Genomic DNA, 12,940 nt, shown 5'->3' with positions numbered 1-12,940 from the left:
GGAGGAAGACCATGCTCAAAGGCATCGACCCGCGCCTCAACGCAGAGGTGCTCTACGCGTTGCGCGCAATGGGCCACGGCGACTATCTGATCCTGTCCGACACCAACTTTCCCGCCGACAGCATTGCCCGGCAGACGGTCTATGGCGATCTGCTGCGGATGGATAACCTGACCTCGGCCCAAGCCGCCGAGGCGGTGCTGTCCGTGCTGCCGCTGGACACCTTCGTGCCCGACTTCGCGGGCCGGATGGAGATCGTCGACGCCCCGGACGAAATCGCGCCGGTTCAGGCCGAGGTGCAGTCGGTCATCGACGCCGCCGAGGGCGAGCCGCGCAAGATGATCGGCATCGAACGCTTCGCGTTCTACGACCTTGCGAAAGAGGCCTACGCGGTGATCCAGACCGGCGAGCGCCGGTTTTACGGCTGCTTCATGCTGCGTAAAGGCGTGATCCCGCCCGACGCCTAAGACACGGGCGACCCAATGCCCCGCGCCTCCGCGAAAGCGGGGGCGCCACCGGTCAGACCGCGTTCACGTAGTCGCTTTCGACGTCCTGTGCGAATTCGTAGATCCGGTCTGTGAACCGCTTGTTCAGATTGCTTTTGGCGAATTTCAGCGACTGCAACAGCAGGCGCGCGGACAGGTTCGTCGCGGTCAGCTCCACGCCGACCTGAAGCCGGGTGCGGCGCGGCGACAGGGCAACAAGGTCGATGGACACCAGCCCCTCGACACCGCCGGAATGGCTGGACAGCTTCATCGCGTGCGGCCGGTCGAACTCTGTCACCTTCGCCTCGACCGTGCGGGGCTTGCCGCGGTATTCGAACGTCACGGTCCACTCGGTGCCCGGCCCGGGCTGCCCGGCGGCATCGGATCGCACAACCTCGGCACCGCGACGCAACAGCTGCCGTTCGAACCGCTTGAACCGGGTGACCGATGCCCAGACATGCTCGATCGGCGCTTCGATATCCTCGCGCGTGGAAAACTTCATGCGTTCCGCCTGTTTGACCGCCCTGCCCCGGCGCCTAGTCTAGCCTGTCCGCCAGCCAGTTCCAAATCAGGAAATGCGCGATCGCGCCTTCCCGCGCCGGTTTTAACCGCTGGCTGTTTCCGGCGAAGACATCCATCATCTCTTCCCGGCTGACCCAGATCGCATCGGCGATCTCGACGGGATCGACGGTGATCTTTTCGCTCAGCGCCTCGCCCCGGCATCCGAACATCAGCGACGACGGAAACGGCCACGGCTGGGATGCCAGATAACCGACCTCACCCACGTGCACCCCGGCCTCTTCCATGACCTCGCGGCGCACGGCGGCTTCGATCGTCTCGCCGGGTTCGACGAAACCGGCGAGAAGCGAATACATACCTTCGGGCCAGTGGGGGCTGCGGCCCATCAGCACCTTGTTGCCCTGCGTGATCAGCATGATCACGACCGGATCAGTGCGCGGGAAATGGTGCGTGCCGCAGGCCGGGCAGTCGCGCTGCCAACCGCTCATCGCGATGTCGGTGGGCTGACCGCAACGGGCGCAAAAACCGTGGCTTTCGTGCCAGCCGGTGATCGCCTTCGCGGTCGCGGCCAATTCCGCGTCACGCGGTGTCAGGCGGGTCATCGCGGCGCGCAGTTCGGCGAACACCTCTTGCCCCGGCAGGTCGGGATGCCGCTGCTGCGACGGGTCTAGGAACGCGCCCAGCGTGTCGGGGATCTCGGCCGGTTCCCAGTCCGATATGTCGCAGGCAAAGCGCGGCGCATCGCCCTCCAGCCCAAGGAACACCGCCTCGGCCCCCGCGACGACCGAATGCCCGGGCGGCAGCCATGCCAGCCCGTCCTGTTCCGGCCCGTCGAACAGCGGTTTGCCGCGCCAGATCGGCAAGAACCCTGCTACGGGGTCGACCATCCGCGCCGCCATGCCCGCGCTGTCGCCGCGCAGTTCTGCCGCCCGGTTCAGCGCCGAGCCTCCGAAAGTCACCGTTTCCGCGATCCGCACCGCACCTGCCCCTTATCTGTCCGCCCTTTGTTGGCACGCACGCGGGCCAGAGGCAATCGACGCCCGGATCGGCACGAACACGCCACGGACTATTCCATCGCTTTGGCGTCACACGCGGCCGCTATAGGCTTGGCGTCATCGTCCACGGAGAATCGTCATGACCCAAAAGCATTCCATCGCACTCAACCGCCGGGCGTTCCTTGCCGGCACCGCCGCCGGCGCCTCGTTGATCGCGCTGCATCCGTATTCCGCCCGCGCCGCCGCGAACCAGGTCCACCTTCGCCTGATGGAGACGACGGACCTTCACGTTCACGTCTTCCCCTACGACTATTACGCCGACCGCCCCGTCGATACGCTGGGCCTGTCGCGCACCGCGTCCATCGTCGACGAGATCCGCGCCGAGGCGACGAACGCGATGCTGCTGGACAACGGCGACCTGATCCAAGGCAACCCGATGGGCGACTATATCGCCTATGAACGCGGGATGAGCGACGGCGACATGCACCCGATCATCAAGGCGATGAACACGCTGGGCTATGACGCAACGACCATCGGCAACCACGAATTCAACTACGGCCTAGATTTTCTGATGAAGTCGATGGCGGGCGCAGACTTCCCCGTCGTGCTGTCGAACGTCGCGCTGGAACAGGGCGCCGGGCCGCGGGACGACAAGACCCTGTTCAAGCCCTACGCGATCCTCGACAAGACCGTCACCGACGGCGCCGGGAACACGCACCAGATCAAGGTGGGCGTCATCGGCTTCACCCCGCCGCAGATCATGAACTGGGACCGCAAGCACCTTGAAGGCAACGTGCAGGTGCGCGACATCGTCACCACCGCGCAGGCTTGGGTTCCCGAGATGGTCGAGGCTGGAGCCGACATCATCATCGCGCTGTCGCACTCCGGCATCGGGTCGGCGAACCATACCGAAGGGATGGAAAACGCCAGCGTGCCACTGGCCGCCGTCGACGGGATCGACGCCGTGATGACCGGGCACAGCCACCTTGTCTTCCCAAGCCCGGACTACGACGAATTCGCCGCAGTCGATGTTGCCGCCGGGACGATCCACGGCAAGCCCGCGACGATGGGCGGCTTCTGGGGCTCGCACCTTGGGCTGATCGACCTGATGCTGGAGATGGACGGCAACCAGTGGCGCGTCGTCAGTTCCGAAACCTCGGCGCGGCCGATCTCGAAGCGGAACGAGGACCGGTCGGTCACCGCGCTGGTCGAAAGCGACCCCGAGGTCGAGGCGTCGGTGCAGCAGGAACACGAAGAGACGCTGGCCTATGTCCGCCGCGCGGTTGGCAAAACCTCGGCGCCGCTGCATTCCTACTTTGCGCTGGTGGCGGACGACCCGTCCGTTCAGATCGTGAGCCAGGCGCAGCTTTGGTACATCGAACAGATGATGCAGGGCACCGAGTACGAGGGCCTGCCGATCCTGTCCGCCGCCGCGCCGTTCAAGGCCGGGGGCCGTGGCGGGCCGGACTATTACACCGATGTGCCGGCAGGCGACGTGGCGATCAAGAACGTCGCGGACCTGTACCTGTATCCAAACACCATTCGCGCGGTGAAGATCACCGGGGCGCAGGTGAAGGACTGGCTGGAACGCTCGGCCGGGATGTTCAATCAGGTCGAGGCTGGCGCGACGGACGCGGTGCTGCTGAACCCGGATTTCCCCAGCTATAACTTCGACGTGATCGACGGCGTGACCTACCAGATCGACCTGTCTCAGCCGATGAAATACGACCGCGAGGGAGAGGTCATCAACCCGGACACCAACCGCATCGTGAACCTGATGTTCGACGGCGCGCCCGTGGATCCGGCGCAAGAGTTCGTGATCGCGACGAACAACTACCGCGCCTCGGGCGGCGGCAGTTTCCCGGGCGCGGACGGCTCGACGATCATCTTCGAGGGGCCGGACACCAACCGCGACGTCATCGTGCGCTATATCGTCGAACAAGGCACCATCAACCCGTCGGCGGACGCGAACTGGACGTTCGCCCCATTGGACGGCGCGACGGTGCTGTTCGACACAGGTCCGGCGGCAGAAGCCTATGTCGATACGGTCTCGGGCATGGAGATCGAAGCGGCGGGGGACGGCCCGGACGGCTTCGCCCGCTACCGCATCACGCTGTAGGCCCGGCACAAGCGCCCGCCCCGTCCCCGCGCATCCGGGGGCGGGCAAGACGTGCGACACATGACTTGAAACCGGTCGCCGGATCGCCTAGATGACGGCTTGAGAGGTTGGCGCGGGCAGGCGCCTCGCCAACCCGGTCAGGTCCGGAAGGAAGCAGCCGTAACGAGACCCGCTTGGGTCGTGATCAGCCTCTCACCCTACGACGGCGCCCCACGGGGCGCCGTTCGCGTTTGCGGCCTACGTTTCTTTCAGGACAGTCCGACCCACAGCGCCATCAGGCTGGCGACCGCGACGGTGATGACCAGGACGCCAAGCGGGAAATAGGCCGCCCGACGCCGCCGCGAACCGCGAGGCAGAAGCGGGGCCTGAAGCGCGCACAGCATCGCAAGCACGGTTGCCACCGCCTGCCAAAGCATCAGGACACGCAACCGGTTCCAGTTACCGGACAGGCCCAGTTCCTCGGTCGGTTCGATCCAGAGCGCGGTGAACGACCCCAACCAGGCGACAAGCCATGCCGCCAGCAAGACCTTCACCCAGGCCCAGGATTCCCGCGTCGCTTCGGCAGTCATTGTGGCCAACCTCCCCACAACCACGGCACCCCGCTAGGGCGTCGGATCCGTCACCTGTTCGGGATGCGCTTGGGCCCAGTCGGCAAGAAACGCCGCCATACCCTCGTCGCCCGCGAAGGCGATCACACGTCTCGGAAGCGGCACACCCGCATCAAGGGCAAGCCGCGCGCAGGCGACGTGATCCCTATGTTCGGATGGGTCGTTCCGGGCCGGACAGTTTTCGGACCCGTGGATGATCGTGGACAGCAGATCACCCCCGTACTCATTGATATGCCTAAGATTTGGCTTAAGCGAGAGAAAAAACGAAAGCTGTTCGGGAAGCCCCTCCCAGCCCGCGATCTGGACCGGCGGCAGCCCCATCTGGTCCGTCACGTCGGGATCGAGGCCAAGTTCTATCAGCCTCTGGATATGGGGAAATTTTCCCGGCAGGTGCAGCAACTCGCGCGGGAGAACGCGGTAGACATCGGGCAGGCCATCTTCGGCCAACCGAGCGCCGGGGGGCAGCCGATCCTCGGCCGCTGCGGCTAAAAGCGTCTCTTCCGGGGTCAGGCGGGTGTCTCCGCCCGCCGCTGCGATTCGGTCAGCCGCCGCACCGTTGCCGAAAACACGGGCCAAGGCATAGGGCGTCACGCCCCGGTATTGCGCAGACGGGTCGGCCCCGGCGTCCAACAGAAGCCCCGCCATCGTCGCGTCGCACATGCGGCGCGCGGCTTGGTGCAGCGCGGGGATGACGAAAGGCGGCTCTCCCGATGGATGCTGAACGATCCCCTCGTTCGGGTCCGCCCCGGCGCCAAGAAGCAGGCGCACCGCCTCGTGGTCGTTGAAGTCCAAAGCGCGGGGCAGCGCGTTGGTGCCTTCGGGTCGCGCGCCATGCGCCAGTAGCAACCGCAGCCCGTCGCGATGGCCAAGCTCGGTGGAATGGTACAGCGACTCGTTGTCGTTCGGGTCCGCGCCGTGGGTCAGAAGCCACTGGGCCAGCGCCATGTTGTTCGCGTGCCCGACAGCACCGTACAGGGCCGACAGCGGCGACGCCGGATCGCCTTGGTATGCGTAGCTGTCATTCACGTCGGCGCCCGCCGCCAGCAACGCATCCGCCACCTGAAGCATGGAATCCGGGTCGCCGCCGCCGTGCAGATGCTGCGAGAACGCAAGATGCAGGATCGGTCGCCGCCCGCGCACCGGGCGCACGGCGGCCGTCCGGTCGTGCGCCAGCACGGCGTGAACATGGTCGATGTCGTACAGCGCGCAGGCCAGCCCGAGGTCGTCGCGCCCAAGGTCCGGCACATCCGCCAGCAGCATCTGCACCACCCAGTGCTGTCCCAAATACAGCGCCGTATCCAGCCGCGCCGCCTTGGCCGCGCGGTCCATGTTCAGCGCCTCTGCCGCGAATTTCAGTCGCGGCCAGCTTGCAAAGCCCTCTTCCCGCGCGATGACATGCAGCGCGTCGGTGTGGCGCAGGGTCTGGGCCTTGGGCAGCACCGCATGTACGCGGGCCACGGCGGCGGGGTCGCCTGCCTCGAACGCCTTGCGCAGCCCCTTTGCCACGCGCCTTAACTTGTCCGGATGATGGGTCATCGGTATCCCTCTGTCCGCCCGCCGATCCGCCTGCCGGGCACGAGTTCAACCGAATATGGGTCGGTCTTCGTCTAAGGGGTGCTGTCACAGCTTTCCGCGGATCCGGATGCCGCCCCTGCACGGCATCCAAATTCTAGCCGGGGTCTGCCGTCCGGGCAAGCAGGCGCTATCCGGGCTTGGGGCCGCCCGCCGCTTCCTTTAGGCTCGGCCCGTGCCCGATTCAGCCGGAACCCCTATGCCCCAAGATACCGCCCCCGCCGCCTATCAGGTTCTTGCCCGCAAGTACCGCCCCGAGACCTTCGCGGATCTCGTGGGTCAGGACGCGATGGTTCGCACCCTGCGCAACGCGTTCAAGGCGGATCGCATCGCGCAGGCCTTCATCATGACCGGCATCCGGGGGACGGGTAAAACCACCACCGCACGGATCATCGCCAAGGGGATGAACTGCATCGGGCCCGACGGCACCGGCGGCCCCACGACCGAACCCTGTGGCGTGTGCGAACACTGCAAGGCGATCATGGAAGGCCGCCATGTCGACGTGATGGAGATGGACGCCGCGTCGAACACCGGCGTGGGCGACATCCGCGAGATCATCGACAGCGTGCATTACCGGGCGGCCAGCGCGCGCTACAAGATCTACATCATCGACGAGGTTCACATGCTGTCCACCAGCGCGTTCAACGCGCTGCTGAAGACGCTGGAAGAACCCCCCGCCCATGTGAAGTTCATCTTTGCCACCACCGAGATCCGCAAGGTGCCGGTGACGGTGCTGTCGCGCTGTCAGCGGTTCGACCTGCGCCGGATCGAGCCAGAGGTGATGATGGACCTGCTGCGCAAGATCGCCGGGTCCGAAAGCGGCGAGATCTCGGACGAGGCGCTGGCGCTGATTACCCGCGCCGCCGAAGGGTCGGCCCGCGACGCGACCTCGCTTCTGGATCAGGCCCTGAGCCACGGCGCCGGAGAAACCACCGCCGATCAGGTGCGCGCGATGCTGGGGCTGGCCGACCGGGGCCGGGTACTGGACCTGTTCGACATGATCATGTCGGGCGACGCGGCGGGTGCGCTGTCGGAACTGGCGGCGCAGTATGCTGACGGGGCCGATCCGCTGGCGGTGCTGCGTGACCTTGCCGAGATCACGCACTGGGTCAGCGTCATCAAGATCACCCCCGACGCCGCCGAAGACCCGACCATCGGCCCCGACGAACGCGCGCGCGGGCTGGACATGGCCGAACGGCTGCCGATGCGGGTGCTGACCCGCATGTGGCAAATGCTGCTCAAGGCGTTGGACGAGGTCGCGCAGGCCCCGAACGGCATGATGGCCGCCGAGATGGCTGTGATCCGCCTGACCCATGTCGCCGACCTGCCGCCGCCCGAGGATCTGCTGCGCAAGCTGCAGGACACGCCCCCGCCGCCTTCTGGCCCACCCGGTGGCGGTGGCGGCCACGACGCGCCCGGCGGCAGTGCCGGGGCGCAGGCGGTTTCGGGCCACGCGACCCGGATGCGGGCCGGTGGCGGTGCGGGCGGCGCGGCCACCGCGCTGGCGCATGATCCGGCGCAGGCGCTCGCACGGTTCGCCCGGTTCGACCACGTGGTCGACCTGATCCGCGCAAATCGCGACGTGAAGCTGCTGGTCGAGGTGGAAACGACCCTTCGCCTTGCCCGCTATCAGCCCGGCCGGATCGAGTTCGTCCCGACCGACGACGCCCCCGCAGACCTGGCGGCCCGCCTTGGCGCGCGGCTGCAGACATGGACCGGCGTCCGCTGGGCCGTCACCGTCGTGAACGAGGGCGGCGGCACCACGATTGCCGAGGACCGCGACGCCGACCGCCGCGCGCTGGAAGACGAGGCGAAGCAGCATCCGCTGGTACAGGCCGTCTTCGCCGCCTTCCCCGAGGCCAAGATCACCGACATCCGGTCGCCGGAAGAGATCGCCGCAGAGGCCGAGGCAGAAGCCCTGCCCGAGGTCGAGGACGAATGGGACCCGTTCGAGGACGACTGAGGCCGCCCCCACCGGCACCGGCGCTGCAGATCCAGCTTTAGGCCCCCTGTCGGGACACCGGTCATAGGTCCCGCCCGGCGGCAACGCCGTTCAGCGCTGCCCCGCCCCCCAGGGCGGCGCTATCGCACCATCCTCGGGTCGGTCGCTGCCCTTCGTGGCGGCCACAGGCCCCGCCCTTCCGCCCCCCGAACTATCGCCCCATGCCAGCGGTTTGCCGCCTCTGCCCTTGTCACCTTGGACCACCGCCCGTATCTAACCCACTGACACCCCGGACAAAGGAGCGACGCAATGTTCAAGGGATTGGGCCAGCTCGGCGACATGGCCGGGATGATGAAGAAGGCCAAGGAAATGCAGGAGAAGATGGCCGAGATGCAGAACGCTCTCGATACCATCACCGTGACCGGTGAATCCGGTGCGGGCCTTGTGAAGGCGACTGCGACGGCCAAGGGCGAACTGACGGCGCTGGACATCGACCCGTCGATCTTCGACCCGAACGAGAAAGAAGTGGTCGAGGACCTGATCCTTGCCGCGATCAAGGACGCCCAGATCAAGGCCTCTGAGCGCAGCCAGCAGGAAATGGGCAAGATCACCGAAGGTCTTGGCCTGCCGGCAGATTTCAAGATGCCGTTCTGATACCTTGCTTGGCCGGGCGTCTTAGCGCCCGGTCAGCTTGTACCCAAGCGCGGCCAGCTTCGATTCTCCGCCGCCCTTGGCCTCTTGGCGGTCTGCGGCTTCCAGCAGCTTGTACATCCCCTGCACCCCCATCCAGCGCAGCGGCTCTGGCTCCCACCGCCGGACCCGGCGGTTGACCCACGGCAGCCGCGTCAGGTCGCTGTCGTTGCCGGTCACAAGATCCGCCAGCGTGCGCCCGGCAAGGTTCGAGGTCGACACCCCGACCCCGACATAGCCCCCTGCCCAACCGATCCCGGTCGACGTGTCGTAGCCGACGGTGGCACACCAGTCTCGCGGCACGCCCAACACGCCGCACCACGCATGGTCGATGCGGGCATCCGCCGCCGCCGGAAAGTGCCGCCGCAGGATCGCCATCAGCCGCGACACGGTACCCGCATCCGGCGTGCCCGACGTGTCGATCGCCGACCCGTAACGGTACGGCACACCGCGCCCGCCCACGGCGATGCGCCCTTCGCGCGTGCGCTGGCAGTAGCAATAGGCATTGGCGAAATCCCCCACGATCTCGTGCCCTGCCCAGCCGATCTGGTCCCAGATCTTTTGTGGCAGCGGTTCCGTCACGATCTGGGCCGAGTTCAACGGCAGCCATTCGCGCTTGGCCTCCGGCAGGGTTGCGGTGAAGCCCTCGGTCGCGCGCAGGATATGGCGGGCCTTCACCGTGCCACGGTCGGTCACGACGCGGCCCGGTTCGATGGTTTGCACCGTCGTGCCCTCTGCCAACCGGACGCCCGCGCGTTCCACCGCCGCCGCCAGTCCGCGCACCAGCTTGGCGGGCTGGATGCGGGCGACGTTCTTCACCAGCATCGCGCCCTTCGTGTTGGGCACATTCACCCGCGCCCGTGCGGCGTCGGCGCCGATCACCTCGATCCGGTCCGTCTCGCCCCAGCGTTTGCGGTCCTCTGCCTCGGCGGCAAGCCGCGCCATCTGGCCGTCGTTCACCGCCATCACCAGTTCATCGGTGCGCAGGATGTCGGCGTCGATGTCCTGGCTTTCGGCGACGCGGATCACCTCGTCCACGGTGCCGTTCATGGCGTCGACCATCGCCCGCACCGCGTCGGCACCGCTGGCCGCGACGTACTTGTCATGGCTCCACGCGAACCCGCCGGTCAGCCAGCCGCCGTTCCGCCCCGAGGCGCCATACCCGGCAAAGTCCTTCTCGACCACCAGCACGTCCAGCGTGGGATCGGCCTGTTTCAGATACCACGCGGACCAAAGCCCGGTGTACCCCGCCCCGACGATGCAGACGTCGGCGGTCGTGTCGCCGTCCAAGGGCGCGCGTCGGGCCGGCAGGCCGCCAAGATCGGCATACCAGAAAGAGACGTCGCCAAGACGCCGGGGCTTGGTCTGAAGGCTGGTCATCGGCACATTCCGCTGTCGCTCGGGTCTGCCCCGGTTTATCGTCCCGGCATGTCCGACGCACCCCGTGAAATCGAAGCCCTGATCGAGATGATGGCCAAGCTTCCGGGGCTTGGCCCCCGGTCCGCGCGCCGTGCCGTTCTGCACCTGATCAAGAAACGCGGCCTTCTGATGAACCCGCTGGCCGAAGCGATGCAGGCCGTCGCACAGACCGCGCGCGAATGCCTGAACTGCGGCAATATCTCGACCGGCGACGTCTGCCCGATCTGCACCTCGGAAAAGCGCGCCAATGGCGAGTTGTGCGTGGTCGAGGACGTCGCGGACCTGTGGGCGATGGAACGGTCGAACGTGTTCAAGGGCCGGTATCACGTTCTGGGCGGCACCCTGTCGGCGCTGGATGCTGTCGGGCCGGATGAACTGCGGATTCCGAAGCTGATCGACCGCGTGACGTCCGAGGGCATCACCGAAGTCATCCTTGCGCTGAACGCCACGATCGACGGCCAGACCACCGCGCATTACATCGCCGACCAGTTGGACGGGCGGGTGAATGTCACCTCGCTGGCGCAAGGGGTGCCGATCGGCGGAGAGTTGGACTATCTCGACGACGGCACGATCACTGCCGCTCTGCGGGCTCGCAAAAGCCTGTGACGCGTCAGCCGTTCCGCTTGGACCGCAGACCCGCGAAATAGTCGACCCGCTTCTTCAGCTCACGTTCGAACCCGCGTTCGACCGGCACGTAGTAGACGCCGCGCTTCATCCCGTCGGGAAAGTAATTCTGCCCCGAGAATGCGTCTTCCTGATCGTGATCATAGGCATAGCCGTCGCCGTAGCCCTGTTCCTTCATCAGCCGCGTTGGCGCATTCAGGATGTGCTTGGGCGGCGGTTCGGAGCCGGTCTTCTTCGCCGCGACGACCGCTGCCTTATACGCCGCGTATCCGGCGTTCGACTTGGGCGCCAGCGCGAGATAGATCACCGCCTGCGCCAGCGCGAGTTCGCCTTCGGGCGAGCCGAGCCGTTCGTAGGTCTCCCACGCATCAAGGCAGACCCGCTGCGCCTGCGGATCGGCAAGCCCGATGTCTTCGACCGCCATGCGGGTGAACCGGCGCGCCAGATACCGCGGGTCCTCGCCCCCGGCCAGCATCCGCGTGTACCAGTACATCGCCGCGTCCGGATCAGAGCCGCGCACCGATTTGTGCAGCGCCGAGATCAGGTTGTAATGCGCATCGCCCGACTTGTCGTACTGCGCCGCCCGCTTCTGAAGGCGCGACGTCAGCGCGGCGGGGTCCAGCGGCCGCTCGGTCCGCCATGCCATCACCTGCTCGACAAGGTTCAGCAAGGCGCGCCCGTCGCCATCGGCCATCTCCAACAACTGTTCGCGCGCCTCGCCGGTCAGCGGCAGGGCACGGTCCACTTCCTTTTCGGCCCGCTGCACCAGCCGCTCGAGATCCGCAAGCGACAGCCGCTCCAGCACCAGAACCTGACTGCGGGACAAAAGCGCGGCGTTCAGTTCGAACGACGGGTTTTCTGTGGTGGCGCCCACCAGCAGGATCGTCCCGTCCTCCATGTGCGGCAGGAAACTGTCCTGCTGCGATTTGTTGAACCTGTGGATCTCATCGACGAACAACAGCGTGCCGCGCCCGGTGCGGCGGCGCAGCTTTGCTTCCTCGAAGACCTTCTTCAGCTCGGCGACGCCCGAGAAGATCGCGCTGATCTGGACGAAGTGCAGGTCGGTCTCGTTCGCAAGCAACCGCGCGATGGTGGTCTTGCCGACGCCCGGAGGCCCCCAGAACACCAGCGACGACAAGGCGCCGGCCTCTAGCATCACGCCCAGCGGAGCCTCGGGGCCCAGCACCTGCTGCTGGCCGATCACCTCGGACAGGGCGCGCGGCCGTAGCCGGTCAGCCAGAGGGCGGTGCGCCTGGGTCGCGGCGGCGTCGGAGGGAGAGTCGAAGAGGTCGGCCATGGGATGTAGTTAAGCCCTGCCGCCGTCTGGGGAAAGAGCACACCGTGTCCTGTACGACCCGGCAAAAAGAAACCCGCCTTGCGGCGGGTTCCTGAATTCCATCAAGGAAGCACCGATTACTCGGCGGCTTCTTCCGCAGCGACGCGTTCCTTGTCGGCCTTGCCCTTGGCGTCGAGGTCGCGGTCGACGAACTCGATGATCGCCATCGGTGCCATGTCGCCATAGCGGAAGCCGGCTTTCAGGACGCGGGTATAGCCGCCGTTACGCTCGGCGTAGCGCGGGCCGAGGATCTCGAACAGTTTCGCGACGTAGGCGTCCTGCTTCAGCTGCGACGCGGCCTGACGGCGGGCGTGCAGGTCACCGCGCTTGGCAAGCGTGATCAGCTTGTCGGCGATGCGCTTGAGTTCTTTGGCTTTCGGCAGGGTCGTCTTGATCTGCTCGTGCTCGATCAGCGAGCCGGCCATGTTCGCGAACAGCGCCTTGCGGTGTTCGTGGGTGCGGTTCAGGCGGCGGTAGCCACGTGCGTGACGCATGGGTCTTTCTCCATTTCGTGCCCTCTACGGGCGGTTTTGCTTTGTCCGACCGGGGATGCGTGTCTCCCGGTTCTCCTTGGGGCGTTGTGCCCGGGGTGGCCCCGGTGCGCATGAATGCGCACCCTACGGGGCCGGTAGGG

12 protein-coding genes and 1 other RNA gene are annotated in these 12,940 nt (G+C 66.6%); 6 read left to right on the top strand and 7 right to left on the bottom strand.

The genetic code is table 11. The annotated features are described in order from the left end of the window. The first annotated feature begins 11 nt into the window (after window positions 1-11). Complete coding sequence (locus P1K30_RS22730; RefSeq protein WP_275635033.1) at window positions 12-464, top strand: RbsD/FucU family protein; 453 nt, start codon at window positions 12-14, stop codon at window positions 462-464. Between the two features lie 52 nt (window positions 465-516). Here the strand turns inward: P1K30_RS22730 and P1K30_RS22725 are convergent, their stop codons facing one another. Together P1K30_RS22725 and nudC are read right to left on the bottom strand one after the other, a co-directional pair. Further along, window positions 517-984 (bottom strand): SRPBCC family protein, encoded by a 468-nt coding sequence (locus P1K30_RS22725; RefSeq protein WP_275635032.1) that lies wholly within the window; start codon window positions 982-984, stop codon window positions 517-519. Between the two features lie 34 nt (window positions 985-1,018). Further along, window positions 1,019-1,978 carry an NAD(+) diphosphatase gene (gene nudC, locus P1K30_RS22720; protein ID WP_275635031.1) on the bottom strand — a complete coding sequence of 320 codons (960 nt, stop codon included), beginning with the start codon at window positions 1,976-1,978 and terminating at the stop codon, window positions 1,019-1,021. 157 nt (window positions 1,979-2,135) lie between these two features. Here nudC and P1K30_RS22715 point away from each other — a divergent pair, with 157 nt between their 5' ends. Together P1K30_RS22715 and ffs are read left to right on the top strand one after the other, a co-directional pair. Further along, window positions 2,136-4,115 (top strand): bifunctional 2',3'-cyclic-nucleotide 2'-phosphodiesterase/3'-nucleotidase, encoded by a 1,980-nt coding sequence (locus tag P1K30_RS22715; protein ID WP_275635030.1) that lies wholly within the window; start codon window positions 2,136-2,138, stop codon window positions 4,113-4,115. A 100-nt stretch (window positions 4,116-4,215) separates the two neighbouring features. Further along, an RNA gene (gene ffs, locus P1K30_RS22710) (signal recognition particle sRNA small type) lies at window positions 4,216-4,313 on the top strand. Window positions 4,314-4,363: 50 nt separating this feature from the next. Here ffs and P1K30_RS22705 read toward each other — a convergent pair. Both P1K30_RS22705 and P1K30_RS22700 read right to left on the bottom strand, forming a co-directional pair. Beyond that, entirely contained in the window at window positions 4,364-4,684 is a 321-nt protein-coding gene (locus P1K30_RS22705) for a hypothetical protein (protein ID WP_275635029.1), read from the bottom strand. A gap of 33 nt (window positions 4,685-4,717) precedes the next feature. Then, window positions 4,718-6,259 carry an ankyrin repeat domain-containing protein gene (locus P1K30_RS22700; RefSeq protein WP_275635028.1) on the bottom strand — a complete coding sequence of 514 codons (1,542 nt, stop codon included), beginning with the start codon at window positions 6,257-6,259 and terminating at the stop codon, window positions 4,718-4,720. A 235-nt stretch (window positions 6,260-6,494) separates the two neighbouring features. Between P1K30_RS22700 and P1K30_RS22695 the strand changes: the two genes are divergently transcribed. Together P1K30_RS22695 and P1K30_RS22690 are read left to right on the top strand one after the other, a co-directional pair. Then, window positions 6,495-8,258: a DNA polymerase III subunit gamma/tau gene (locus P1K30_RS22695; RefSeq protein ID WP_275635027.1), complete on the top strand. Its 1,764-nt coding sequence runs from the start codon at window positions 6,495-6,497 to the stop codon at window positions 8,256-8,258. Between the two features lie 288 nt (window positions 8,259-8,546). Further along, the gene (locus P1K30_RS22690) at window positions 8,547-8,891 is read left to right on the top strand and encodes a YbaB/EbfC family nucleoid-associated protein (RefSeq protein ID WP_275635026.1); all 345 of its coding nucleotides are present in this window, start codon (window positions 8,547-8,549) and stop codon (window positions 8,889-8,891) included. A 21-nt stretch (window positions 8,892-8,912) separates the two neighbouring features. Here P1K30_RS22690 and P1K30_RS22685 read toward each other — a convergent pair whose 3' ends face one another. Then, a complete protein-coding gene (locus tag P1K30_RS22685) occupies window positions 8,913-10,307 on the bottom strand; it encodes an NAD(P)/FAD-dependent oxidoreductase (protein ID WP_275635025.1) in 1,395 nt (464 codons plus the stop codon). Window positions 10,308-10,355: 48 nt separating this feature from the next. Between P1K30_RS22685 and recR the strand changes: the two genes are divergently transcribed. Beyond that, window positions 10,356-10,952, top strand: a complete 597-nt coding sequence (gene recR / locus P1K30_RS22680; RefSeq protein ID WP_275635024.1) for a recombination mediator RecR — start codon at window positions 10,356-10,358, stop codon at window positions 10,950-10,952. Window positions 10,953-10,956: 4 nt separating this feature from the next. Here recR and P1K30_RS22675 read toward each other — a convergent pair whose 3' ends face one another. Together P1K30_RS22675 and rplQ are read right to left on the bottom strand one after the other, a co-directional pair. Further along, window positions 10,957-12,267, bottom strand: coding sequence for a replication-associated recombination protein A (locus P1K30_RS22675; RefSeq protein WP_275635023.1), 1,311 nt, complete (start codon window positions 12,265-12,267; stop codon window positions 10,957-10,959). Window positions 12,268-12,383: 116 nt separating this feature from the next. Continuing rightward, complete coding sequence (rplQ, locus tag P1K30_RS22670; RefSeq protein WP_275635022.1) at window positions 12,384-12,800, bottom strand: 50S ribosomal protein L17; 417 nt, start codon at window positions 12,798-12,800, stop codon at window positions 12,384-12,386. Between the last annotated feature and the right edge of the window lie 140 nt (window positions 12,801-12,940).

This window comes from Psychromarinibacter halotolerans (assembly GCF_029168315.1).
Classification (GTDB): domain Bacteria; phylum Pseudomonadota; class Alphaproteobacteria; order Rhodobacterales; family Rhodobacteraceae; genus Psychromarinibacter; species Psychromarinibacter halotolerans.
This window is presented reverse-complemented; position numbering and strand designations above follow the sequence as displayed.

Excerpts from the sequence above, each read along its gene's own strand:
- P1K30_RS22730 (WP_275635033.1), top strand. The coding sequence starts at position 12 with ATGCTCAAAGGCATCGACCCGCGCCTCAACGCAGAGGTGCTCTACGCG.
- P1K30_RS22725 (WP_275635032.1), bottom strand. The coding sequence starts at position 984 with ATGAAGTTTTCCACGCGCGAGGATATCGAAGCGCCGATCGAGCATGTC.
- P1K30_RS22715 (WP_275635030.1), top strand. The coding sequence starts at position 2,136 with ATGACCCAAAAGCATTCCATCGCACTCAACCGCCGGGCGTTCCTTGCC.
- P1K30_RS22705 (WP_275635029.1), bottom strand. The coding sequence starts at position 4,684 with ATGACTGCCGAAGCGACGCGGGAATCCTGGGCCTGGGTGAAGGTCTTG.
- P1K30_RS22700 (WP_275635028.1), bottom strand. The coding sequence starts at position 6,259 with ATGACCCATCATCCGGACAAGTTAAGGCGCGTGGCAAAGGGGCTGCGC.
- P1K30_RS22695 (WP_275635027.1), top strand. The coding sequence starts at position 6,495 with ATGCCCCAAGATACCGCCCCCGCCGCCTATCAGGTTCTTGCCCGCAAG.
- P1K30_RS22690 (WP_275635026.1), top strand. The coding sequence starts at position 8,547 with ATGTTCAAGGGATTGGGCCAGCTCGGCGACATGGCCGGGATGATGAAG.
- P1K30_RS22685 (WP_275635025.1), bottom strand. The coding sequence starts at position 10,307 with ATGACCAGCCTTCAGACCAAGCCCCGGCGTCTTGGCGACGTCTCTTTC.
- recR (WP_275635024.1), top strand. The coding sequence starts at position 10,356 with ATGTCCGACGCACCCCGTGAAATCGAAGCCCTGATCGAGATGATGGCC.
- P1K30_RS22675 (WP_275635023.1), bottom strand. The coding sequence starts at position 12,267 with ATGGCCGACCTCTTCGACTCTCCCTCCGACGCCGCCGCGACCCAGGCG.
- rplQ (WP_275635022.1), bottom strand. The coding sequence starts at position 12,800 with ATGCGTCACGCACGTGGCTACCGCCGCCTGAACCGCACCCACGAACAC.